The sequence below is a fragment of the Pseudoteredinibacter isoporae genome, assembly GCF_011602085.1.
GTDB classification, from domain to species: Bacteria; Pseudomonadota; Gammaproteobacteria; order Pseudomonadales; family Cellvibrionaceae; genus Pseudoteredinibacter; species Pseudoteredinibacter isoporae.
In genome coordinates this window covers 1,412,438-1,435,512 of the sequence record NZ_JAAONY010000001.1, presented here as the reverse complement: position 1 = coordinate 1,435,512, position 23,075 = coordinate 1,412,438, and the positions used below count along the sequence as shown (strand labels likewise).

Here is a 23,075-nt window from a genome sequence, read left to right as displayed (position 1 = left end):
TTAGAATTATTTTTACAGGCTCTATTCAGAGAGTGCATCACCCGCCATAAATTGAATCAGCGCCTCAAACTGCTCAGGGTCACAATCCATGCACATTCCCAATGGCGGCATTCCACCCACGCCGTTAATCACGTTATCCAATAACGTGTCCATACCTTTCGCTGCACGGGGCTTCCAGGCCTCTACATCACCGCTCTGGGGAATCGCCGGCGCACCGGTCCCATGGCAAGCTTTACAGCTACGCTGGTAAATCGCCGCCAGTTGCGGATCACTCGGTGCCAATGATCTAAGGGAGGCCTTGCTCGGACCGGCAGCCGCCTTATCCTCGGAACCACCGCAAGCACTGAGCAACAAAACAGAGCTGATTGCCAGCATGAGGATGCCCATAGTGGAGCGCAAATTGGTGTTTCTGTTCTTCATATTCAGGCCCGTTTTGTCGACATTTTTAATATACTAGTTATAACTAACTTTTAAGATACGGTGAGAAGCTGCTCAGGTCAAGCATTGAGCGTCATTTCAAGAAACAAACAGGGGATAAAAAGAGCCGCCAAGCCCTTACTGGCCGATATACTCGAGGCTTTTTATCATATCGCGCCAATATAGAACGATGATCTTGGCCGCTTCCTCGATTGCCATCTCCGCAGAGGTCTCATCATCCTCAATAGCCATTTCCACCGCCGTCATAGCAACTTCCATCGAAAGACGACTCTGCAGCGCGATGCGCGATTCATCTTCATCCACCTTGTAATAGGCCTGCCACTGGGACAGCAGCCACTGAGTCATGCGTTTGTGAGACTGCAAACGCACTTCCTGCAAAATCGGTATGGCCCGCATGGCCGAGAGCACCGCCAGGCTCGCAGGCTGCTCGCGGGTTACCTCATAGGTTTGCCGCACCAAGCCCTCAACTTCGGCAAACAACTTTTCAGGTTCGCTGGGATCGAAGTAAGTTTCGTGCCACTCCACCAGTATCTGGTTTTGGCGATCCATCAAGCGGGCACCCAACGCATAAAGCACGGCGTATTTGTTTTTAAAGTAGCGATACAGAGCCGGCACGGTAATTCCCGCACGCTCCGCGATAAGATTGGTTGAAATCCGCTCGACACCGAGTTCGATCAGTAATTCGCAAGCCGCTTTTAAAATGCCCTCATAGGTTTGTACAGCACGCTGCTGCTGGGGACGATTCTTTTCCAGTAATTCGGGCGGCACATGGGATTTTTTAAAGGGCACAAAGTTACCTATAAAACGGGTCTTTAAAAGAGAAACGCAGCTTAACCACCGCCAATATACTTGTCCACGGGACTTAAGTCTGGTGTTTTGTTTTTATTTGAATTTGCTTAACAAGACGCTTAAATAAAACGACTTACAAAATAAACATCAGGCATACTAACCGGGTCGAGGTGCATTCTAAACACCCAAATCCCTCAAGCTGGAGGATAAACCCGAGCGCCCGTTGGCCTTGCATACTCGAAAACCAGCACCAGCCTCTTCAAAGCGCACAATTTCCATATCGAGCAAGGCTTGGGGCTTAGCGGTGCCTAAGACCTGACCCTGAATGATTGTGCCCATGGGCGGGAGAATCGTCGCGTCCAATAATAAAAAGAGACCTTCATCAGAAACATCCCGGGTATTTACTTCCTTCTCGCCAAAGCTCGAATGATAAATTTTCATTCGGCAAAGAACCTTAACCCGACGTGATGAGCGTTTTTCTGGTTCCATATTCCCACCCGTTTCCCCGCCAGCTGCTAGGCATTATATTTACGCTAAGTATAATAGCGCCGCTTATCCATTATAGCCCTCAACAGAGCAACCCGTACTGAGACCGACTATGCCCTGGTTACAACTTAAAATTGACTCCGACCGCAGCCATGCCGAGGCCATCGAAGACCTGATGCTGGCAACGGGAGCCGTATCCGTTACTCTGCAAGATAATGCAGATCAACCCATTTTGGAACCGGCACTTGGCGAAACGCCTCTCTGGCAGGAAACCCGTGTCACCGGACTCTACGAAGCCGATATCGATACCAAAGCCATTTCGGGGTTTTTTGCTGAGCAAAATATTACGGGACGCTGGGAGCAGCTTGAGGATAAAGACTGGGAACGGGAATGGATGAAAAACTACTACCCCATTCAATGTGCCGATGATTTCTGGATCTGCCCCAGTTGGATTGAGCCGCCGCAGCCCGAGGCCATCAACCTGATGCTGGACCCGGGCCTGGCCTTTGGTACCGGCACCCACCCCACCACTTTTTTATGTTTGCAGTGGCTGGCCGCCCAGGACCTGGAAGACCAGAACATTATCGATTACGGCTGTGGCTCAGGCATTCTGGCAATCGGCGCTCTGTTGAAAGGGGCCAAAAAAGCTATCGGAGTCGATATCGACCCACAAGCCCTGATTGCCACTCGCGAGAACAGCCAACGTAACCAACTCCCCGAAGACGCGATTACCGTCTTTTTACCTGAGAAGTGCCCCCGGGAAGCCGCCGATGTCATGCTGGCCAACATCCTTGCTGGCCCTCTGGCCGAACTGGCGCCCAGTTTGAGTGCCCTGACCAAACTCGGCGGCAAGCTGTGCCTGTCTGGCATTCTTTTCAATCAAGCCGAAGTCGTGATGGCGGCGTATCAACCCTGGTTTGCGTTCGATGAACCACAGCAACACGAAGAATGGGTTTGCCTCACTGCAACGAAGATAAAGGACTGATTTCACACTGAAAAGATGGGGAGTGGCCCAATCTCCATAGAGTCGCTACACTGTTGGCCACGATCAAGCCGTCACCTTGAGGGGAGCCGGCTTAGAACAGACAGGATCAGGAACAAAAATTACCACAGTGGATACAATGATCACTCGCTGCCCTGCCTGCAGCACCGCATTTAATGTGAACAGCCAGCAGCTCGCCAGCGCCCGGGGTGCAGTGCGCTGTGGTTCCTGTCTGCAAGTGTTCAAAGCCACTGACCACATTGTTTTTGATGGTCTGCAACAAGAATCCGAACCCCGGGCAACAGAGACCCACAAGCAGGAATCTTCAAACCTCGCGCCTACGAAAACAGAACATCGAACAGAAGATGAGCCTGCGAGCACCGAGTTCGATGCAGCCGAAAACCCGACGCAAAGCACCCCCGAAGAAGACAGCAGCTTACCCAGCTGGGATCAGTACCCCGAAGATTCAAATCCGAAACAACAAGACGAGAGCAACACAGGCCAGGAGTTCGAAGAACTCGCCAGCGATATGGATGACGATCCGTTTCTTCAGGTCGACCAGGAATTGGCAGAGCAGTTGGATCAGGAACTTGAAGCGGCTTTTGCGACCGATCTTGATATCGAGCCTCCCAGCGAAAGCCAGGCAGACAGCCATTTCAGTAGCTTTGGTGAAAACGACCTTGAAAGTCCAGTGTCGGAGATTTCTCCAGAGCCCAACAACAGTGACACAAGTCGAGAAGACTCCATACAAAGCAGCCACAGCGATTTTTTTGAAGAGCTGAGCGAACTGGCCGAACAAAGCCTGGAAGAAGCTACCAAAGAAGAAACTCAAGCGGCGCTCGACATCAATGAAGCTGACCTTGAGAGCAGCCACGAAATTGAAGATAACGACAAAAGCGCGGAAGACAAGCATCCCGAGCTGAACATCGAGGCCACAGCTCAAGAGGACGATGCACAAAGCAAGCCCGACGAGCCGCGCTTTACCGATGATGATACCGAGCACTTTAAACAAAAGCCTGAAACCAATCGCAGTCTGCCCCAGGCGTTTAGTCCGGAACTGCCCGAGGAAAGCGAAAACGATCTCGATGAAAGCTGGGCGCTCGACATGATGATGAAGGAGCTGGATGGGGCCGAAGATCTCAACCAGCCTTCAAAGATTGAACAAGTCCTCGATGGCCGCACCATGGAGGAGAGCAGCCCGCTCGAAGATATCCTGAATGACCGCCCTGCGCCGGATCTTGAAAAAGAAGAACACCCCGAGGAAGTTGAACTTGGCGGGCTGGACCTGAGCTCTGAACTGGAAGATGCGCTCAGCATGGATTCCATCGAAAGCGGAAATCTGAGCCTGGCCGCCGACAGTGAATTCAATCTTGAGCAGGACGATGAATCTTATCGCCCTCAAGATTCCGAGGCCGAAGCACTCAACCGTGATTTGGATGAACAGGAAAGCGACGCCGACAGCCTTCATTCCAAAGGGAGCGAGAAAGAAGACAGCGAGCCCGAACTCGAAGTTCGCATTGTTCCCCAGCAGGAGGAACCCAGCAAAGCGGAGATGATCGATAGCATTGAGCCCGAGCCGCTGGAAATGGAATTTCGCCAGGAAAAACCCAACTGGAACTGGCTATGGGGCAGCGGTGTCGCGCTGGCGTTACTCGCCGCTATCGGACAGTTTGCCTGGATTAAGTTTGACGACCTAAACCGCCAACCGCCGTATCGAGACTACTACCAGATCGCCTGTAATATTTTATCCTGCTCACTGCCCCCCCAGATTGACCTGAGTAAACTCAAAGCCTCAAATCTGGTGGTTCGCAGCCACCCAGAAACCGAACAGGCACTGGTAGTGGATATGGTGCTGTTAAACCTCGCTCAGTTCGAGCAGGAATTCCCGGACATCCAACTCACCTTCAGCGACATTCAGGGCAAGGCACTGGCGAGCCGAGTGTTTCGCCCGTCCGAGTACTTGGCCGGTGAATTGGCAGGCGCCAGCCGTATGCCTATCCAAAGACCGATTCACCTGTCACTCGATATTGTCGATCCCGGTAACGAAGCAGTGAATTACAAAGTCGACGTTCGCTAATTACCAACGGGGTGGTGACAAATCCGCCCCTGTTGAGCCCTCTTCCGCAACAGCACTTATGCAAATTCAGGCGACAGTCATTCAAGCCTACCATTGACCGATCAAAAAAACGGCAAATCGAACAAATTCCCACTTCCCTAAGCGGGTCCTCTACAGGTATCATATGCGCCCTTTTTCGGGACCCTGGTGGAAAAATAAGCAGCTCCTATTACCCCGTAATCAAGAGCAAAAAACGCTTACCCCAAAACTGACCGATATCTAAAGCTCATTGAAAACAAGGGCTTGGATAGGGTCTTGAACCAGCTTGCAGGAAAGAAACTTGTTTCATATCGGCCCATATCAGATCCAAAGCCCCGCCGTATTGGCGCCTATGGCTGGTATTACAGACCAACCCTTCCGCCGACTGTGCAAACAGTATGGTGCGGGAATGGTAACGGCCGAAATGCTGACCTCCGACACCAAGCTCTGGAACAGCCGCAAATCCCAACAACGACTCATTGATAAAAACGAAGCCGAGCCCCGTGCCGTACAAATTGCCGGAGCAGAGCCCGCCATGCTGGCTCAGGCCGCACAAGCCTGTGTGGACCAGGGTGCGCAGATTGTGGATATCAATATGGGTTGCCCAGCCAAGAAAGTCTGTAATAAGGCCGCAGGCTCCGCCTTGTTGCGCGATGAAAAATTGGTGGCTGATATCTTGCAGCAAGTAGTTGCTGCGGTTGACATACCTGTGACCCTGAAAATTCGCACCGGCTGGTCAACTGAAGAACGCAATGGTCTGCGCATTGCTCGCATCGCGGAAGATTCCGGCATTCAAGCCCTGACAGTGCACGGTCGAAGTCGCGCTTGCCGCTTTAAAGGTGAAGCTGAATACGACACCATTGCCGACATTGTCCAGGCGGTCAATATTCCTGTCATCGCTAACGGCGATATTACCCAGGCCAGCAAAGCACAACAGGTACTGAAACACACCCAGGCTGCAGCCATCATGGTCGGCCGCGGTGCCCAGGGGCGCCCCTGGATATTTCGTGAAATTAATCACTACCTGGCCGGTCACGGTGAAGCACCAGCGACCGAACTGCCCGAAATTCAACAAACGATTACCCAGCATCTCGAGGCACTCCACCAATACTATGGTGACTACCTCGGTTTGCGCATCGCCCGTAAACATATGGGCTGGTATCTACAGACACTGGCTGCAGATACCCAAAGGGCTGCCTTCGATTGGTCTGCTTTGCGTCAGACATTCAATCGCCTGGAAGACAGCCAACAACAACAGCATTATGTCGAACAGCTGTTCGACGACTTAATCAAGACTAAAGAGGAACAAGCCGCATGAATAGCGTAGAAACCTTCGCAACTGAAGCTCCAGTAGCGAACACGCCTGTTGAGACTAACCAGCTGACCGACACCAGCCGCAACCAGTCTCTGCGTGATAGCGTTGAAATTGCGATGGAAAACTACTTCCGCAATCTGGAAGGCCAAAGCGTAACTGACGTTTACGAACTGGTTATGGCCGAGGTGGAAGCTCCCATGCTGGAAGTGATCATGAAACACACTCGCCACAACCAAACCAAAGCCGCACAGGTTCTGGGCTTGAACCGTGGCACCCTGCGTAAAAAATTGAAGCAATACGGCTTACTGTAAGCCGTTATTTGGTCATTTACCCGATCACCTATTTGATCACCGACAGGATCTACCCATGAGCTCTAGCAATGACCAAGGCCTGGTTGCTGTAAAACGCGCGCTGATCAGCGTGTCCGATAAATCAGGTATTGTTGAATTTGCCCAGCAACTCAGCGCCATGGGCGTTGAATTGCTATCCACAGGCGGAACCTTCCGCCTGTTGCAGGAAAACAATATTGCCGTTACCGAAGTATCCGATTACACCGGTTTTCCGGAAATGATGGATGGCCGGGTAAAAACCCTGCACCCCAAAGTGCATGGCGGCATTCTGGCCCGTCGAGGCCAGGACGACAGCGTAATGGCCGAGCACGGCATTAACGCGATCGATATGGTTGTGGTTAACCTTTATCCTTTCGAGCAAACCGTTGCCAAAGAAAATTGCAGTTTGGAAGACGCCATCGAGAATATCGATATCGGCGGTCCGACCATGGTTCGTGCAGCCGCGAAAAATAATGCCTTCGTAAATATCGTGGTGAATGCCAGCGATTACGACGCCATTATTGCCGAAATGAAAGCCAATGAGGGTGCAACCCGTCAGGCTACGCGTTTCGATCTGGCCATTAAAGCCTACGAGCACACGGCTGCTTACGATGGCGCAATTGCCAACTACTTCGGCCGTCTGGTTCCTGGTGGTAACGACAAGTTTGCACGCACTTTCAACAGTCAGTTCCAGAAAGCTCAGGACATGCGCTACGGTGAAAACTCTCATCAGGACAGCGCCTTCTATGTTGAAAAGAATGCACCTGCCGGCACCATTGCCAGCGCTCAGCAGATTCAGGGGAAAGAACTTTCCTACAACAACATTGCTGATACCGATGCGGCACTGGAAACCGTAAAACTCTTTGACGAAGCCGCTTGCGTTATTGTGAAGCATGCCAACCCTTGCGGTGTTGCTGTCGCTGCAGATATCAACAGCGCTTACGAGCTGGCTTTCGCAACAGACCCTGAATCCGCATTCGGTGGCATTATCGCTTTCAACCGCGAGCTGGATGCCAAGACTGCGGCCAATATTTGCGCAAAGCAGTTTGTGGAAGTGATCATCGCACCCAGCATCAGTGCCGAAGCCAGAGCCGCGGTTGCTGAAAAGAAAAACGTTCGCCTGCTTGAATGCGGCGAATGGGGTCAAACCGCAGCCAGCTTCGATCTGAAACGCGTTGCTGGTGGCCTGCTCGTTCAGGATCGTGATCTGGGTATGGTTACGGCCAGCGATTTGAAAGTAGTGACCCAACGTCAGCCCACCGAAGAAGAAATTCGTGACCTGCTGTTTACCTGGAAAGTGGCCAAGATGGTTAAGTCCAACGCCATTGTTTACGGTAAAAATGGCCAGACCATTGGTGTAGGTGCTGGCCAGATGAGTCGCGTTAACTCGGCACGCATCGCTGCAATCAAAGCCGAACACGCCGGTCTGGAAGTCAAAGGCAGCTGCATGGCTTCCGACGCTTTCTTCCCATTCCGTGACGGCATTGATAACGCTGCCAAGGTGGGCATTAGCTGTGTGATTCAGCCGGGCGGTTCCATTCGCGATGACGAAGTGATTGCTGCGGCCGATGAGGCCGGAATGGCGATGGTATTCACCTCAATGCGTCACTTCCGCCATTAATGGTTTTTTAAGGGCTTTTTGACAGCCATGGCGAGTTGCTTCGGTGCTCGGTTGGTCATGTACTCTGCGTACATTCCCTTCCTGGCCCTGAGGCACCCGGCCAGAACAGTCAAATCGCCCCTGAACATTCCACTAAACAATAAGAGCAGAATTACTGCAGGATGAGGGGCTCTACAAATAGAGCCTTATCGGAAACACAAACTCACCACTTGTTGCCTTATTAATTTTTTTAAAAATTAACGGGCGGTGATTTTAATTAACCAGAAGGAAAATTTGTTCACGCAAATGTTTCCTCTCACATCTGACTTTTACTATGAATATATTGGTTATCGGTTCTGGTGGGCGCGAACACGCCTTGGCCTGGAAAGCGGCGCAGAGCGCTGATGTTGAGAAAGTATTTGTGGCTCCGGGAAATGCGGGCACGGAGCTTGAAGACAAGCTTGAAAATATTGCCATAGGCGTAGGCGACTTTGAAGCTCTGGCCGATTTTGCTGAACAGAATCAGGTTGGATTAACGATTGTCGGCCCTGAAGCGCCTTTGGTTGATGGCGTAGTCGATTACTTTGCTGAGCGCGGCCTGCGTTGTTTTGGCCCAAGTAAAGGTGCAGCTCAATTGGAAGGCTCCAAAGCCTTTACCAAAGACTTCCTGGCTCGCCATGATATCCCTACTGCGGAATACCAGAACTTTACCGAGGTTGAGCCCGCGCTGACCTATCTGCGTGAAAAAGGTGCGCCCATTGTCGTTAAAGCCGATGGTCTCGCTGCGGGTAAAGGCGTAATTGTTGCCGAAACTCTGGAGCAGGCCGAAGAGGCCGTTAAAGACATGCTATCAGGCAATGCATTCGGTGATGCAGGCTGTCGCGTCGTTATCGAAGAGTTTCTGGACGGCGAAGAAGCCAGCTTTATCGTGATGGTCGATGGTAAAAATATTTTGCCAATGGCCACCAGCCAGGACCACAAGCGTGTTGGTGATGGCGACACTGGCCCTAACACCGGCGGCATGGGTGCCTACTCCCCAGCGCCTGTTGTGACTTCTGAAATTCATGATCGCATTATGGAACAAGTCATTGTTCCAACCGTTGAAGGTATGGCGAAGGAAGGCAATGATTACACCGGCTTCCTATATGCCGGTTTGATGATCAGTGCTGATGGCCAACCAAAGGTGATTGAGTACAACTGCCGTTTTGGCGACCCGGAAACCCAGCCAATTATGATTCGCCTGCAGTCAGATCTGGTAGCGCTGTGTAATGCTGCTCTGGATAAAAATCTCGACAGCACCACGGCAGATTGGGACAGTCGCGCCGCTATGGGTGTGGTGCTGGCCGCTGGCGGCTATCCAGCCAGTTATAACAAAGGCGATGCCATTCACGGCCTGGAAAACAGTGGCAGTGATATCGCCAAAGTCTTCCACGCCGGCACAGCCATGAAAGATGGCAAGGTTGTAACTGCCGGAGGACGTGTTTTGTGTGCGACTGCGCTCGGCAACAGTGTTAGCGAAGCCCAGGCCGAAGCCTACAAGCTGGTGAAATCCATCAGCTGGGAAGGCAGCTTTTATCGTAACGATATCGGCTATCGCGCCATTGCACGCGAGCAATCCTGATCAGGATCAGCTCTCGGGAAAGACAAAAAAGGCCAGCAGTTTGCTGGCCTTTTTTGTTTTGAAAATCAGTCGTTTTCCAGAATTTTTTATGCGGGTACCGCCCTGTCCTGGGCCCAGCTTCTCAGCGCATTCACTTGCTCCGACATGGTTTGAGACAAGGGAACACTGACCGACAACTCTGCCAACAGTTGCTCCGAAGATAAAAACGTCACATCGTGCTTATCGGCACCGGCACTGTAACCTGCCGCAATCACTGCCTGTTCGATCTCAGCACCGGTAAAGCCTTCACTGGCTCGTAATAAGGCCGTCCAATCCAAATCTGTTCGATAGCCGCGTTTGGCCAGATGAATTTCAAAAATTTTCTGTCTTGCCTGTGGCCCTGGTAAATCCACAAAAAAGATTTCATCAAAGCGACCTTTGCGCACCAGTTCAGCTGGCAATGCACTGATGTCATTACTGGTCGCAACAATAAACACTGGCTTGTCACGCTCGGACATCCAGGTCAGTAAAGTACCCAATACACGCTTGGAGGTACCGTGATCTTCACCACCCTGGGCCAGGCCCTTTTCAATTTCGTCCAGCCAAAGCACACAAGGGCTCATATTGTCCGCCAGGGACAAAGACTCACGCAGATTACGCTCCGTCTCGCCAAAATATTTGTTATACAAAGCGCCCATGTCCAAGCGCAGCAAAGGCAAATCCCACATGCCTGCCACCGCCTTTGCCGCCAGACTTTTACCGCCACCCTGCACGCCCAACATCAACATGCCTTTCGGTGTATCTTTCGCCCCGTTGCTGCCGGTTTTCAGGAAGGCTTGTTGTCGCTGCTTTAACCAGAGTTTCAAATTGTCCAGACCACCCACTTGGGCAAACTTGGCCGTGCGGTATTCAAAACTGAGCACCCCTTCCATATCCATCAACGCAAACTTCGCGCGATTCAACACCGGAATATCATCCTCGGTGATTGCCCCATCGTCAGCAATCGCACCACGCACCAGACGGCGGATTTCCTGATGCCCCAAACCGCGCACATTAGAGACCAGCATATCCAATGCTTTTTGATCAGCCTTGACTCGATCAGCGCTTTGCTCCGACGCCCACTTTGTCGCTTCCTCGCGAACAATGTTCATCACCTCTTCATCCGTCGGAGGGATAAGCTCAACCCGTGCGCTGTAGCGTACCAGCTCAGGAGGCAATTCGATTTTATGGCTCACAAACACCAGACAGTGAGCCATTGCTGCGTGATTCAACACAATGTCTTTGAGCAAACGAATAATTTTCGGGTTTTCTTTGAAATATGGATGAAAGTCGCAGAGCACAAACAGGCCGGGTTTGCTCGCAGACTTGATGTGTTCCAATACATTTTCAGGTTCGGTGGTACTGGAATTCAAATTGATTTGTGAACCGAAGGTTAAACGAGTTAAGCCATCGGTAACCGACCAACGATACACCGACTGGCGTTTGGGCCTGCCTTGTTCCAGGATTTGATCCAAAGCTGTTTTCTCGTCGTAGCTTTCCAGCACCACTAAAGGTGGACGACTGTCAAATACGGCTTTCAGATCTTCATTCATTACGTTGCTTCCCGGACATATTCAAAGCTTAGACGAGCGAAACGTTCGCCTTGGATGGTTTTCCCCTCTGCTTCAGGATACAGTAGAATAATGTTTTTAAAACCCGAAAATGAGTAAACCCCATGGCAAGCCTGCGTCGCCACAGCCTTCTCGATCAGCTAATCGGACAAGCCGACAGAGCCCTTCGTACCCTCAGCCCGGATACACAAGCCCACAGCCGGCCATCCCCGGCTCTGCAGCTGGACGAAGTCGAAATGAGCGAAACCGAACGCCAACACGCAGCAGGTTTGATGAGGGTCAATCACACGGGCGAGGTCATGGCGCAAGCGCTGTACCAAGGTCAGGCCATGACCGCCAAGCTGCCTGAAGTACGCGAGGAAATGGAACACGCTGCCGACGAAGAAATCGATCATCTGGCTTGGTGCGAAGATCGCACACGCCAGTTAGGCAGCCACACCAGCGTGCTGAACCCTATGTGGTACAGCTTGTCCTTCGGAATGGGTGCCGCCGCTGGCTTGATCAGCGACCGGGTCAGCCTGGGTTTTGTCTCAGCAATTGAAGATCAGGTTTGTGAGCATTTGGAAGAGCATTTACAAACATTGCCCGAGCAGGATCAAAAAAGTCGAGCAATTGTTGAGCAAATGCTGGAAGACGAAGAGAAGCATTCCCACGCGGCTCTTGAAGCGGGTGGCATTCGCTTCCCCGGCCCTATCAAGCAGGCCATGAGTTTGATGTCCAAAGCCATGACCAAAACCAGCTATCGTATCTAATGCTACAGCGTGTGTATTTGTCCCACTTAATCAAGTTCGACAATTTCGTATGAGTGTGTCATCTCGACACCCGCTTCCTGGAGCATAATCGACGCCGAGCAGTACTTTTCCGCAGACAAAGACACCGCCTTTTTAACCTGGCTCTCTTTCAGATTACGACCGCTGACTACGAACTTCAGGTGCATCTTGGTATAGACCGCCGGCACCGCATCGGCACGCTCACCTTCGACAAAAACTTCACAGGATTCCACATCCTGACGGGACTTTTGCAAGATGCCCACAACGTCGTAGCTGGAACAACCACCAACCGCAACCAGCATAAGCTCCATTGGGCGCGCGCCCAGATTCTGCCCACCTTTCTCTTCCGGCCCATCCATCGCAATGGTATGCCCTGTTCCTGTGGTAGCCACAAAATGAACGTTTCCGCCCCACTTCACCTGTGCTTTCATGTTTTTCCTCAAGCCGACCAAAAGCGACAGCTTACCACATGCATAGACAGCGAATGAGGCATACCCTTAGGCTATGTCTCTATATCCTTATGCTGAAATATCAAAGCCTGTCGGCCAAATATTCCGCAAAAGTGCTCTTAACAGGAAACTTTTAGGCGTTTGGCGAGGTCTATCACAGATTAATCTACAACCGGTAAACACAGTTGCCGTGGTGGTTATCACAATTCCTTTTAGGAGCAAGTCACAATTCATCGGATAATTGCCAAGGAAACGTTTTAAAGTGTAGATTAAGGGGAGTATTAGCGCCATAATCGCTGTCTAATTTGGTCACAGTCTCGCATTGGAGCTGTGGAATAAGAAAAACAAAAACCCTTTATTTTAGAACTATAAAGACCCGGTCAAAACGCGCCTGCGAAGCCTGTAGTATTATCGCTTGATGGGACAAGCGCTGAAGGTTCAGCAAACGGCAAGGGATGCGATAACGGGTCAGTCAGACGCAGAAGAAGCGACGCCAGGAGTCAACATTGAACAACGTTCCACTAACACCACATATTGAGCATGTGGAAGAGTTTTTAAGCTATTGCCACAGACGCAGGTATCCCGCAAAAAGTACCCTGATCTATGCTGGCGATAATAGCGACTCCTTGTATTACATTATTCGGGGCTCAGCAACAGTTGTGATCGAGGACGACGAAGGTCGCGAAATGATCGTCGCTTACCTTAACGAAGGTGACTTCATTGGTGAGATGGGTCTGTTTGAAGACAATGACGCTCGTAGCGCCTGGGTCCGAGCCAAGACCGAGTGTGAAGTGGCGGAAATCAGTTATTCAAAGTTCCGCGAGATTTCTGAAAATCACCCGGAGTTTATTTACGCTCTGGGCCGTCAAATGGCCAAGCGTTTGCGCAATACCACGCGCAAAGTCGGCGACCTGGCCTTCCTGGATGTGACTGGCCGTGTCGCTCGTACGCTTCTGGATTTAAGCCAGGAACCCGACGCAATGACACATCCGGATGGCATGCAGATTAAAATTACCCGCCAGGAAATCGGTCGCATCGTAGGCTGTTCTCGGGAAATGGTAGGTCGCGTACTGAAGACTCTGGAAGATCAGGGTTTGGTTTCCGTTAAAGGTAAGACCATGGTGGTGTTTAACACCCGCTGAGTCCATTCGGCAAAGATATTAAAAAGGGTTAGCGCCTCCAGTGCGCTAACCCTTTTTTATTGCCCGCGTTTTCGCATTATTTTGTGCGCATCGTTCAGCAGTCACCGAACACTATGTCTGCTTACCTGAGCCGACTTTCAACAGGCAGATTGAAATTGAAAAAACATCGTCCTCCACCTTGAGTTTGACCTCCCCCTCCATGGCGTGCACGGCGGCTTTGACAAAACTCAGGCCTAGCCCATTGCCTTCTTCAGTTCGACTTTGGTCCGCTCGATAAAAACGCTCAAACACATGTTCCTGCAAGTGCTCCGGATCGACACTCGAAGAAGATTGAAGCCAGGGATTGGTACACTCAATACACAGGTGATCCTCTGAATCTTTAATGTGAAGGCGAACAATAGAACCCTCAGGGCTGTATTTACTGGCATTGTCTAATAGATTACAAAGTGACTGCATCAGCAAAGCGTGGTCACCCTTCACCATTCCCAGCCCCTCTGGGCGTGCTTCCAGATGTTGATCGAGATTCCACTCCAGGGATTGCAGATTCGCTTGAAAGACCGGCTCATAAAGCTCAATGGCATCCACAAAACAGGGGTAAGGGTCCATCTCCGACAGATCGGAAAACTCACTGCTGTTTTCCAGGCGATTAATTTGCAGGAGCAAGCCAAAAGTGTTTTGCAAATTGGCCAGCAGTTTCTCACTGTGTTCAAGCTCCGGATGCTGCTTGGCAGCCGCCTGCAATTGATTGTAAGCCACCGTCAGAGGCGTACGTAAATCATGGGCGATATTATTGGCCTGTTGTCGGGTAGCCTGCATCGCGGTTTCTACATCGCTCAGCATGTGATTGATATTATCGACAGTCACCGCCAAAGGACCACTCAGCTCACTGTCGATTACACGCTGGCTCAAATCACCGCTGGCCACAATGGAAGCGGTCGTACGATTGATATCGAGCAACCTGGCTTTAATGCGTTGTTGCAACCACCAGCTCAATAACAAACCGACCAGCAAGACTACGGCCATAATGGTAAAGAAGATCGCGGGCCAGTTATGGTCTGAACTCAAAATGGAAGGGTCAAGCGCAACGGTTAACTCAGCCTCAAACCCTTCAAGGGGAGCCGTAAGCGTGGAGAAAGTCACTTCCTTACCATCATGATAAAACGTGAAGTCTTCCAGGTCCCTCGGGTCGGTAATAAATACCGGCATTTCCGGAGGAACCAGATCAATACTGCTAATCAGTCCGTCTTCTTTGGACAAAAAGAATTCATAAACCTCATCCGTGGCGAACTCTTTTCTGAGCAGTTTTTCCAACTCTTTTTGACTGGCTTTAAAATCTGGAAGGGTTTCAGCCTGCTTCTGAATTTGCGCTTCAAGCCGCTCCATTTTGGCTTCCAGAGCCAGCTGAGCGGAATCCTCTATGTACCAGGCGCCCAGCCAATCGGCCAGTAAAAACGCCAACAGTAAAAATACCGTGGCCACCGCACCATAGATCCACAATAAACCACTGAAAGGGTCGCGCCACAGGTTTTGAAAGGGGCGCCGCCGGTTCACTCAAGTACCTCCATTTTGTATCCAGCACCTCTCACGGTGTGCAGCAGAGGCGTGGTGCCCGGCGAATCAATTTTCTTTCTCAATCGGCTGATGTGCACATCAATCACATTGGTTTGCGGATCAAAATTGTGTCCCCAGACCTGTTCCAGCAACATGGTTCGCGTGATTACCCGACCGGGATTCTGTAAGAAATACTCGAGGATATGGAACTCCCGAGTGTTGAGTTCAATGTTCTTACCCGCCCGGCACGCCTTTCGACTCATACGATCCAATTCCAGATCGGCCATTGAGAGGGAGTTATCCACCTGCGCAGTGACTGGTGAAAATCGACTGGCCAGAATTTCGGCCCGCGCCAGCAGTTCACTAAAGGCAAAGGGCTTAACCAGATAATCATCGCCCCCTGAACGCAAGCCCTTCACACGCTCATCCACACTATCGAGGGCGCTGAGGATCAATACCGGTGTCGTCATATTGATGGCCCGCAATGCCTTGAGCATATGAAGGCCATCCATTTCCGGCATCAGGCGGTCGCAAATTATCAATTGATAGTCACTGTGCTGCTGAGTCGCCAGCTGAAAGCCCTCTCGGCCATCTTTCGCCCAATCAATGCAATGCCCAGATTCCTGCATGCCTTTGCATATAAACTGGGCCTGCTCTTGATTGTCTTCAACCAGTAGAATTTTCAATGATCTCAACCTTGCTTGCCTGATTGTCAGCGGTATAGCCTTGTATTTTATACCTGCCCACTCTTCAAAAAACTAGTCTCGTTCTTTGCTCTCGCAGCTCAATTCAAACTCTTTGAGCATCTGCTTTCGTACATCTTTGGGTATTTCCGGCATCATCATAAGCTCTTCAACTTCGAGATCCCCCAACATCAACCAAGGGGTTTTGGGGTCAAAAAATTCGATATCGATATCCTCATCACCGGAGAACTTGTAGAACTTACTGTCGTGGAAAATGCGCTGCTCCATGGATTTTATTTTCAAACTCTCGCCGTCCAGCACCACAGCACTAAAACCTTGATCCAGCTTTATTTCAACCCAGTAATCGCCCGTTTCAGGATCAAACTCGATACCTTCCACCTCACCCTCTACCAGTTTTTCAGCGGCTTTCAGGGCACTTTCCATATTGGGTTTTCGGGGACCTTTGACCTTGGCATCAACGCTTAGTTGCTTGCCGGTATCAGCCGCCAACTCAATAAAACCGGGCAGGCCATCCTGCAAGACCATCAATCGATAAACACCTGCACCGCCTTTCCTGCCTTCGTAGAAGGCCGACATCACCGTGCCATCACTCAGTTTTTTCCCTTTTTCAATAGCCTCGGCCAGCCCCATTTTTTTTCCAGCAGCATAGGCCCATTGACTCAGCAATACCATCGCAGCCGCCGCCAGAGACAGCAGCGCAAAACGTGTCGAAACAAATCCTGATTGGAATTTCATATTCACCTCCATAGCAATAATCAAGGTCAGAGCCTGAACTCCAACAGCAACGATTCTGCCAAAGAGGGATGAAGGGCATCTTTTGGGAAGATGACAAATAATTCATCTTCCCAAAATAAAAGGGCAGCACCCATTGGGTGCCGCCCTTTTGAAACAACGGCCATGAAAGCCGGAAAACTCCACGCTAGCGACATGGCGGAGCTAATCGGAGAGTATGAATTAGTGGAACATCTCCATCAGTTTCAGACCCGGATCTTCTGCTCGCATAAAGGTCTCCCCGACCAGGAAGCCATTAACATTGTGGCCACGCAATGCAGCGACGTCATCAATCGTAGCAATACCGCTTTCCGTAATCACAATGCGATCATCAGGAATAACATCCAATAGCGCAAAGGTATTTTCCAATGACACTTCAAATGTATGCAGGTTGCGATTGTTGATGCCAATCAGCTTATTGGGCAAATCCATGGCCAACTCCAACTCTTCGCGATTGTGCACTTCAACCAACACATCCATTCCCAATTCAAGTGCCTGAGCATTGAGGTCTTGCAGCTGACAGGCATCCAGTGCCGCAACAATCAGTAGCACACAATCAGCACCAATAGCCCGCGCTTCCTGAATCTGATACTCGTGAATCAGAAAGTCTTTACGAATGACCGGCAATTTGGACGCACTGCGTGCTTCTTTCAAATAGTCTTCATGACCCTGAAAAAAATCCGCATCCGTTAAGACAGACAAACAGGCTGCCGCACCTTTTTCATAACTACGGGCAATATCCGCCGGGAAAAAATCTTCGCGAATCACACCTTTACTGGGTGACGCTTTTTTTATTTCAGCAATCACAGCAGCCTGACCCGCTTCGATCTTGTGCTCAATAGACTGAACAAAACCTCGTGCCGGGCCTTGCTCTTCAGATAAACCACGCAGATCTGCCAAACTGACCTTGGGGCTGCGCTCAGAAATTTCTTCCAGCTTGCGGGCCAGAATTTTATCCAATACGGTATTCGTTTTTTTAAAACTGCTCACAATTACATACTCATTCGGTTGCCGGGCCTAGTCCAGGCAACGGGTAAATTCGGCCAGCTGGGCAATCTTTTCCTTACCCAGACCGCTGGCAATCGTATCCTGGGCTCGGGCGACGCCTTCTGCCAGGGTATCCGCCAGGCCACTGACGTAAATTGCCGCTCCGGCATTCAGCGCTACAATATCCGCAGCTTTTTGTGCGTACTGCCCTTTGCGCTTGCCGAGGGCATCGCGAATCAATGCCAGAGACTCCTCTGCACTGTCGACCGTTAAGCCAATCAGACTTTGGCTATCAATATCAAAATCTTCAGGTGTGATCTCGTATTCACTGATTTCACCATTTTTCAACTCGGCCACATGGGTCGTCGTCGCCAGGGAAATTTCGTCCAGGCCATCTTTGGCGTTAACCACCATGACATGCTCTGCACCGAGGCGTCTAAGCACTTCAGCCATCGGGCGACACAAATCACCGTTGAACACCCCCACAACCAGACGCTTTACACCCGCTGGATTGGTCATTGGACCGAGAATATTAAAGATGGTGCGCTGGGCCAGTTGCTTACGAGGGACAATAGAATATTTCATGGCTCCATGATGTGCCGGTGCGAACATAAAACCGACACCGACTTCTTCCGTACAACGCGCTACCTGCTCGGGTGAGATATCCAGGCGAATACCCGCCGTTTCGATGACATCGGCGCTGCCTGATGAACTGGAAATGCTGCGATTACCATGTTTGGCGACATGAGCCCCAGCTGCGGCAACGACAAAACTCGCGGCGGAAGAGATATTAAAAAGATTAGCGCCATCCCCCCCGGTCCCAACAATATCAACCAGATTGTCGGCATTCACTTTCACTTCACTGGCCAGCTCTCGCATCACCTGTACAGCGCCGGTAATTTCATCCAGGCTCTCGCTCTTCATACGCAGCGCCACCAGAAAACCGCCAATCTGGGCTTCAGTGGCTTGGCCGGTCATGATCTGTCGCATCACCGAGGCCATTTGCTCAGTCGTCAAATCCTGGCGCTGGATCACAATGCCTAACGCTTCTTGAATATTCATGGGCTTATTGCTCTTGCTGGTTCACATCTTGCCAAGGTCAGGCTTATTGTAAAAAGTTATTCAGGAGATCATGGCCGTGATCACTGAGAATCGATTCCGGATGAAATTGCACGCCTTCGATATCCAGAGTTTTGTGCCGCAGGCCCATAATCTCGTCGATGCTGCCATCGTCGTTTTGAGTCCAGGCGGTAACTTCCAGACAATCGGGAAGGCTGTCCTTCTCCACCACCAGAGAGTGGTAGCGGGTTGCTTCAAAGGGATTGGCCAGACCGGAAAACACACCTCGATCGTTATGATAAATCGGAGAGGTTTTGCCATGCATAACCTGCTTCGCACGCACCACATCGCCACCAAATACCTGGCCGATGCTCTGATGCCCCAAACAAATCCCCAGAATGGGTAATTTGCCCTGAAAGTGCTCAATCACCGCCATAGAGACCCCGGCTTCATTGGGGGTACAAGGGCCTGGGGAGATCACGATCTTTTCCGGGGCAAGTGCCTCAATTCCCGCTACATCGACTTCATCATTACGCAGCACCTTAACATCAGCCTGTAACTCGCCCAGATACTGAACAATGTTATAGGTAAACGAATCGTAGTTATCGATCATTAGAATCATGGCGACTGCGACATCCTATGGTTTGGCGACTGTTAAAGGTTTTTATCAGGGGCGGTATTTTCCCCTGAAACGCCTTAGGAATAAAGGGGCAAGACTCGAAACATTAGGGCCGACATCGGCCTTTGAATCCCCGGGTTGAGGCTGCTGTTTCACAGTTTCTGCATATTTACTGCACAGTTCTGGAATAGTGTAAGCAATGAGAACCCACACAGGAGATCGCACCATGAAGCCATCATCCACAACCAAAGTCGCAATAAGCTCCATCGCTCTTATCGCCGGCCTTGTATTGAGCCAACAATCCATTGCCCACAAGGTAAAAACCGTCACCGTGCACAAACATGGGGGGCATCACCACCAACTCCCAAAAGTGCACGCTAAATTTGTCTGGAAGGGGTTGCACTACTTCGTCGCCGGAGGCCTGTTTTACCGCTACATCGACAATCACTACACCGTCGTTGCCACCCCACACGGGGCCCGCCTGAAGGTATTACCGGGCAAAGGTAAAATTGTGATTGTGAACAGTCAGCACTACCACCTGGTGAATGGCCATTATTATCGCTACAACAAAAAGCACCATGACTATGTGCTGGTCAAGAAACCGCACAAAAAGCACGTCAAAGTCGTAGCTCATATCTAGACCCACAAACCGACTCACTCCGGGGCCATGATTATGGCATGGCCCTAAAACAAAGAATAAGACGCCATTTCCCTTTCAGTCTTCGGGCACTTTCCCGTTATACTCGCGCCGCCGGTGGAACTTTCCATTTGCTGAACCCTCTATCAGCCTGTGAACGCAGCTGCTCAAACCCTCAGCAACTTTTCCGGGAGCAGACCAGCGGCCACATCAGACGACGGTTTACCCACATGATCATTCTGTTCTCACAGGCGGTTCGTGGGCGACATAAAACGGACATGATAGACTAATACCCTAATATAAGGTGCTTGCAGAATTAGCAATCACTCGCATACTTAAAAACACGACCCAAGTGTCTGATGCCTGTATGCAAACCAATAGGTGCAGGGAAGAAGTCCGGGGCAATGTTTATTAGGCGGAAAGGCAAGGCTGCTGTTATTCGCGTCACTCTCAACTGAGACAACAATATGGATATTCAGGGGTTTTTAATTCATGACAAGCAGTAATTCTTCACACTCATCTTCTTCCTCACAGCCGAAACCTTTGCGCAAAGCGATCATTCCAGTCGCCGGTCTTGGCACACGAGTTCTGCCAGCCAGCAAAGCCATTCCCAAGGAAATGCTGCCCGTTGTTGACAAGCCCGTCATTCAGCATGTTGTGGAAGAAGCAGCCGCTGCCGGTTTTACTGAAATTATTCTAGTGAGCCGCAGCGGCAAAAGTGCGATCGAGGATCACTTCGACGTGCATTACGAGTTGGAGAGCGAACTGTCTCGTAAAAACAAACAGGATCTTCTGGAGAGCGTTCAGCACACCTTACCTGCCGGTGTTAATATCAGCACTGTCCGACAAGCCAAAGCCTTGGGTCTGGGTCATGCTGTACTCTGCGCTGCGCCTTTGGTAGCCAATGAAGATTTCGCCGTCATTTTGCCAGACATGCTGATCCCTGATATCAGCGGGCAAGCTTCCGATTTAAGCCAAATGGTCGCCGCCTACCGCCAACACGGTTGTGGCCAAATCATGGTGGAAGCGGTTCCCGAAGATAAAGTCGAACGTTACGGAATTGTCGACTGTGCTGACCAGAGTCCTGCGCCAGGCAGCTGCGCCAACATTGTCGACATGGTGGAAAAACCCAAGCCTGCGGATGCCCCATCCAATTTGAGCATCAACGGTCGCTACATTCTTCCCGCTCGTGTCATGGAATTATTGACCCAAACCAAAGCAGGCGCCGGTGGTGAAATTCAGCTAACGGATGCGATGGCCAACTTGATCGAAGAGGGCGGCCAATTAATGGCTTACACCATGCAGAGCAAAAGCTATGACTGCGGTAACAAAGCCGGTTATCTCGAAGCCAATCTCGTTTATGGTTTGGCGCATCCAGAAACCAAAGACAGCCTGCGAGCCCTGGTAAAAGACCTGATCTAGAGCAAACGAAAATCGCAAGTCAATACGTCCCAAGATCACAAATACTATGTGAGATGAATACAACAACAATATGAATAACATCAGCGAGAGTTCTCAGTGGCAGGCTTTAAAAGCCCTGGCCGATCAACAACGCCAGCAACCCATTCACCAATTGTTTAGTGAAAACCCAAAACGCTTTGAGCAGCTCAGCTTTCGTCAGGGCGAGTTACTGGTGGATTTTTCAAAACAGCATTTTCAGCGTGACACTCTTGAGCAACTGATTGCACTCGCGGAACAATGCGAACTACCAAACTGGATCCGACAACTCTTTGAAGGCGCTGAAGTTAATCACACAGAAAATCGCCCCGCCCTGCATACCGCTCTGCGCTTGCCAGAGGGCAAAGAATGCTGGCTGGAAGGCAAGAACATCAGTATCGATGTGCAACAAAATTTGCAACGCATGGATGACCTTGTCCACATGATTCACTCAGGGCAATGGCGGGGATGCAGCGGCGAAGCCATCGACACTGTGGTGAATATCGGTGTCGGGGGATCAGACCTGGGCCCCTTAATGGCCTGCAACGCTTTAGCTGAAACACCCGCCCGAGATGACAGCGGAAGGCTTGCACAGCAAGCCGCCATCGATGTGCACTTTGTCAGCTCCATGGATGGCAGTCAGTTAGCCGATCTGCTGAAAGTGCTGAACCCAATGCGTACTCTGTTCGTGATCGCGTCGAAATCCTTTACGACGATCGACACGATGGCCAATGCCGCCACAGCTAAAGAGTGGCTCAACCAAAATGCCAATTGCAGCGAAACGGCATTGGTGGCCCGACACTTTATTGCCGTCTCTTCCAAGCCCGAAAAAATGTTGGCTTGGGGAATTCCCAAACAGAATCAATTGGAGTTTTGGGAATGGACAGGTGGGCGCTATTCCATGTGGTCAGCCATCGGCTTGCTAATTGCCTTAAAGCTGGGCATGAGCGCTTTTAAAACCATGTTGGCCGGCGCGCATAGTATGGATGAACATTTCCGTCAGGCGCCACTGGAAGAAAACATTCCAGCTCTACTGGCCTTAACAGGCATCTGGAATATTAATTTCCTCAACATTGGTGCCCACGCAATACTGCCCTACGATGGACGTTTGAAAAACTTGCCGGCTTACCTTGAACAGCTTGAGATGGAAAGCAATGGCAAGAGTGTAAACCGCCAGGGCGAAACGGTTGATTACAATACCTGCCCAATTTTGTGGGGTGAAATTGGCACCAATGCACAACATGCGTTCTACCAGTTACTGCACCAGGGTACCGAGGCCGTGATGTGTGACTTTATTGTCGCGGCCAAACGATACGGTCCGGACGCGAGTCAGGAATTGCGCCATCAGCATCAACTCAATCTGGCCAACTGCTTTGCCCAAAGCCGAATTCTTGCACTGGGCGACAGCGTATTGGAAGATGCCCAGAGCGCGCCCGCACACAAACGTTATCAGGGCAATCAGCCCTGCACTACCATTATGCTCAATGAACTGAGCCCTTTCACCTTCGGGCAGCTGATTGCCATGTATGAACACAAGGTGTTTGTGCAATCGGTCATCTGGGGCATCAACCCTTTCGATCAATGGGGTGTCGAACTGGGCAAACAAGTCGCCACCAATTTATTGGGCCAATTGGATGGACACGAGACGGATAATCTGGATGCCTCGACCGCCGGATTAATTCAAGCCATCAATCAATAAAGACAT

The 23,075-nt window shown here is 50.8% G+C and carries 22 protein-coding genes; 11 read left to right on the top strand and 11 right to left on the bottom strand.

All coding sequences use genetic code 11. The features are described 5' to 3' along the window. Positions 1-21: 21 nt before the first annotated feature. From G8768_RS06330 to G8768_RS06320, 3 genes are all read right to left on the bottom strand, one after another. The gene (locus G8768_RS06330; protein WP_243749365.1) at positions 22-420 is read right to left on the bottom strand and encodes a c-type cytochrome; all 399 of its coding nucleotides are present in this window, start codon (positions 418-420) and stop codon (positions 22-24) included. A 135-nt stretch (positions 421-555) separates the two neighbouring features. Next, positions 556-1,227, bottom strand: a complete 672-nt coding sequence (locus tag G8768_RS06325) for a TetR family transcriptional regulator (protein WP_166849719.1) — start codon at positions 1,225-1,227, stop codon at positions 556-558. A 177-nt stretch (positions 1,228-1,404) separates the two neighbouring features. Then, positions 1,405-1,668 carry a PilZ domain-containing protein gene (locus tag G8768_RS06320; RefSeq protein ID WP_166849721.1) on the bottom strand — a complete coding sequence of 88 codons (264 nt, stop codon included), beginning with the start codon at positions 1,666-1,668 and terminating at the stop codon, positions 1,405-1,407. Positions 1,669-1,825: 157 nt separating this feature from the next. On the opposite strand from G8768_RS06320, the gene prmA reads away from it, so the two are divergent. From prmA to purD, 6 genes are all read left to right on the top strand, one after another. Further along, positions 1,826-2,698 (top strand): 50S ribosomal protein L11 methyltransferase, encoded by an 873-nt coding sequence (gene prmA, locus G8768_RS06315; RefSeq protein ID WP_166849723.1) that lies wholly within the window; start codon positions 1,826-1,828, stop codon positions 2,696-2,698. A 136-nt stretch (positions 2,699-2,834) separates the two neighbouring features. Then, a complete protein-coding gene (locus tag G8768_RS06310) occupies positions 2,835-4,772 on the top strand; it encodes a DUF3426 domain-containing protein (RefSeq protein ID WP_166853332.1) in 1,938 nt (645 codons plus the stop codon). Between the two features lie 319 nt (positions 4,773-5,091). Beyond that, positions 5,092-6,108: a tRNA dihydrouridine synthase DusB gene (dusB, locus tag G8768_RS06305; protein WP_166849725.1), complete on the top strand. Its 1,017-nt coding sequence runs from the start codon at positions 5,092-5,094 to the stop codon at positions 6,106-6,108. After that, the gene (gene fis / locus G8768_RS06300) at positions 6,105-6,416 is read left to right on the top strand and encodes a DNA-binding transcriptional regulator Fis (RefSeq protein ID WP_166849727.1); all 312 of its coding nucleotides are present in this window, start codon (positions 6,105-6,107) and stop codon (positions 6,414-6,416) included. The genes dusB and fis overlap by 4 nt, the downstream gene beginning before the upstream one ends. Positions 6,417-6,471: 55 nt before the next feature. Continuing rightward, the gene (gene purH / locus G8768_RS06295; protein ID WP_166849730.1) at positions 6,472-8,055 is read left to right on the top strand and encodes a bifunctional phosphoribosylaminoimidazolecarboxamide formyltransferase/IMP cyclohydrolase; all 1,584 of its coding nucleotides are present in this window, start codon (positions 6,472-6,474) and stop codon (positions 8,053-8,055) included. A 313-nt stretch (positions 8,056-8,368) separates the two neighbouring features. Then, the gene (purD, locus tag G8768_RS06290; protein WP_166849733.1) at positions 8,369-9,655 is read left to right on the top strand and encodes a phosphoribosylamine--glycine ligase; all 1,287 of its coding nucleotides are present in this window, start codon (positions 8,369-8,371) and stop codon (positions 9,653-9,655) included. Positions 9,656-9,741: 86 nt separating this feature from the next. Here the strand turns inward: purD and G8768_RS06285 are convergent, their stop codons facing one another. Beyond that, positions 9,742-11,226: an AAA family ATPase gene (locus G8768_RS06285; protein WP_166849736.1), complete on the bottom strand. Its 1,485-nt coding sequence runs from the start codon at positions 11,224-11,226 to the stop codon at positions 9,742-9,744. 122 nt (positions 11,227-11,348) lie between these two features. On the opposite strand from G8768_RS06285, the gene coq7 reads away from it, so the two are divergent. After that, positions 11,349-11,996 (top strand): 2-polyprenyl-3-methyl-6-methoxy-1,4-benzoquinone monooxygenase, encoded by a 648-nt coding sequence (gene coq7 / locus G8768_RS06280; RefSeq protein ID WP_166849740.1) that lies wholly within the window; start codon positions 11,349-11,351, stop codon positions 11,994-11,996. Positions 11,997-12,022: 26 nt separating this feature from the next. Here the strand turns inward: coq7 and G8768_RS06275 are convergent, their stop codons facing one another. Beyond that, positions 12,023-12,445 (bottom strand): OsmC family protein, encoded by a 423-nt coding sequence (locus G8768_RS06275; RefSeq protein ID WP_166849743.1) that lies wholly within the window; start codon positions 12,443-12,445, stop codon positions 12,023-12,025. A 524-nt stretch (positions 12,446-12,969) separates the two neighbouring features. Here G8768_RS06275 and crp point away from each other — a divergent pair. Further along, a complete protein-coding gene (crp, locus tag G8768_RS06270; RefSeq protein WP_166849746.1) occupies positions 12,970-13,605 on the top strand; it encodes a cAMP-activated global transcriptional regulator CRP in 636 nt (211 codons plus the stop codon). Positions 13,606-13,716: 111 nt separating this feature from the next. Here the strand turns inward: crp and G8768_RS21255 are convergent, their stop codons facing one another. The 6 genes from G8768_RS21255 to G8768_RS06240 all read right to left on the bottom strand — a co-directional run bounded on the left by G8768_RS21255 (position 13,717) and on the right by G8768_RS06240 (position 19,299). Then, on the bottom strand, positions 13,717-15,156 hold the full coding sequence (locus tag G8768_RS21255) for an ATP-binding protein (protein ID WP_166849749.1): 1,440 nt from the start codon (positions 15,154-15,156) through the stop codon (positions 13,717-13,719). Continuing rightward, positions 15,153-15,842 carry a winged helix-turn-helix domain-containing protein gene (locus G8768_RS06260; RefSeq protein WP_166849751.1) on the bottom strand — a complete coding sequence of 230 codons (690 nt, stop codon included), beginning with the start codon at positions 15,840-15,842 and terminating at the stop codon, positions 15,153-15,155. The genes G8768_RS21255 and G8768_RS06260 overlap by 4 nt, the downstream gene beginning before the upstream one ends. 72 nt (positions 15,843-15,914) lie before the next feature. Further along, the gene (locus G8768_RS06255; protein ID WP_166849755.1) at positions 15,915-16,595 is read right to left on the bottom strand and encodes a hypothetical protein; all 681 of its coding nucleotides are present in this window, start codon (positions 16,593-16,595) and stop codon (positions 15,915-15,917) included. Between the two features lie 219 nt (positions 16,596-16,814). After that, complete coding sequence (trpC, locus tag G8768_RS06250) at positions 16,815-17,624, bottom strand: indole-3-glycerol phosphate synthase TrpC (RefSeq protein WP_371315463.1); 810 nt, start codon at positions 17,622-17,624, stop codon at positions 16,815-16,817. Between the two features lie 24 nt (positions 17,625-17,648). After that, positions 17,649-18,680 carry an anthranilate phosphoribosyltransferase gene (trpD, locus tag G8768_RS06245; protein WP_166849760.1) on the bottom strand — a complete coding sequence of 344 codons (1,032 nt, stop codon included), beginning with the start codon at positions 18,678-18,680 and terminating at the stop codon, positions 17,649-17,651. A 43-nt stretch (positions 18,681-18,723) separates the two neighbouring features. After that, complete coding sequence (locus tag G8768_RS06240; protein ID WP_166849762.1) at positions 18,724-19,299, bottom strand: anthranilate synthase component II; 576 nt, start codon at positions 19,297-19,299, stop codon at positions 18,724-18,726. Positions 19,300-19,522: 223 nt separating this feature from the next. Between G8768_RS06240 and G8768_RS06235 the strand changes: the two genes are divergently transcribed. From G8768_RS06235 to pgi, 3 genes are all read left to right on the top strand, one after another. Then, a complete protein-coding gene (locus G8768_RS06235; RefSeq protein ID WP_166849764.1) occupies positions 19,523-19,936 on the top strand; it encodes a DUF6515 family protein in 414 nt (137 codons plus the stop codon). A gap of 489 nt (positions 19,937-20,425) precedes the next feature. Further along, entirely contained in the window at positions 20,426-21,355 is a 930-nt protein-coding gene (gene galU / locus G8768_RS06230; RefSeq protein WP_166849765.1) for a UTP--glucose-1-phosphate uridylyltransferase GalU, read from the top strand. Positions 21,356-21,425: 70 nt separating this feature from the next. Further along, positions 21,426-23,069: a glucose-6-phosphate isomerase gene (gene pgi / locus G8768_RS06225; protein ID WP_166849767.1), complete on the top strand. Its 1,644-nt coding sequence runs from the start codon at positions 21,426-21,428 to the stop codon at positions 23,067-23,069. Positions 23,070-23,075 lie beyond the last annotated feature (6 nt).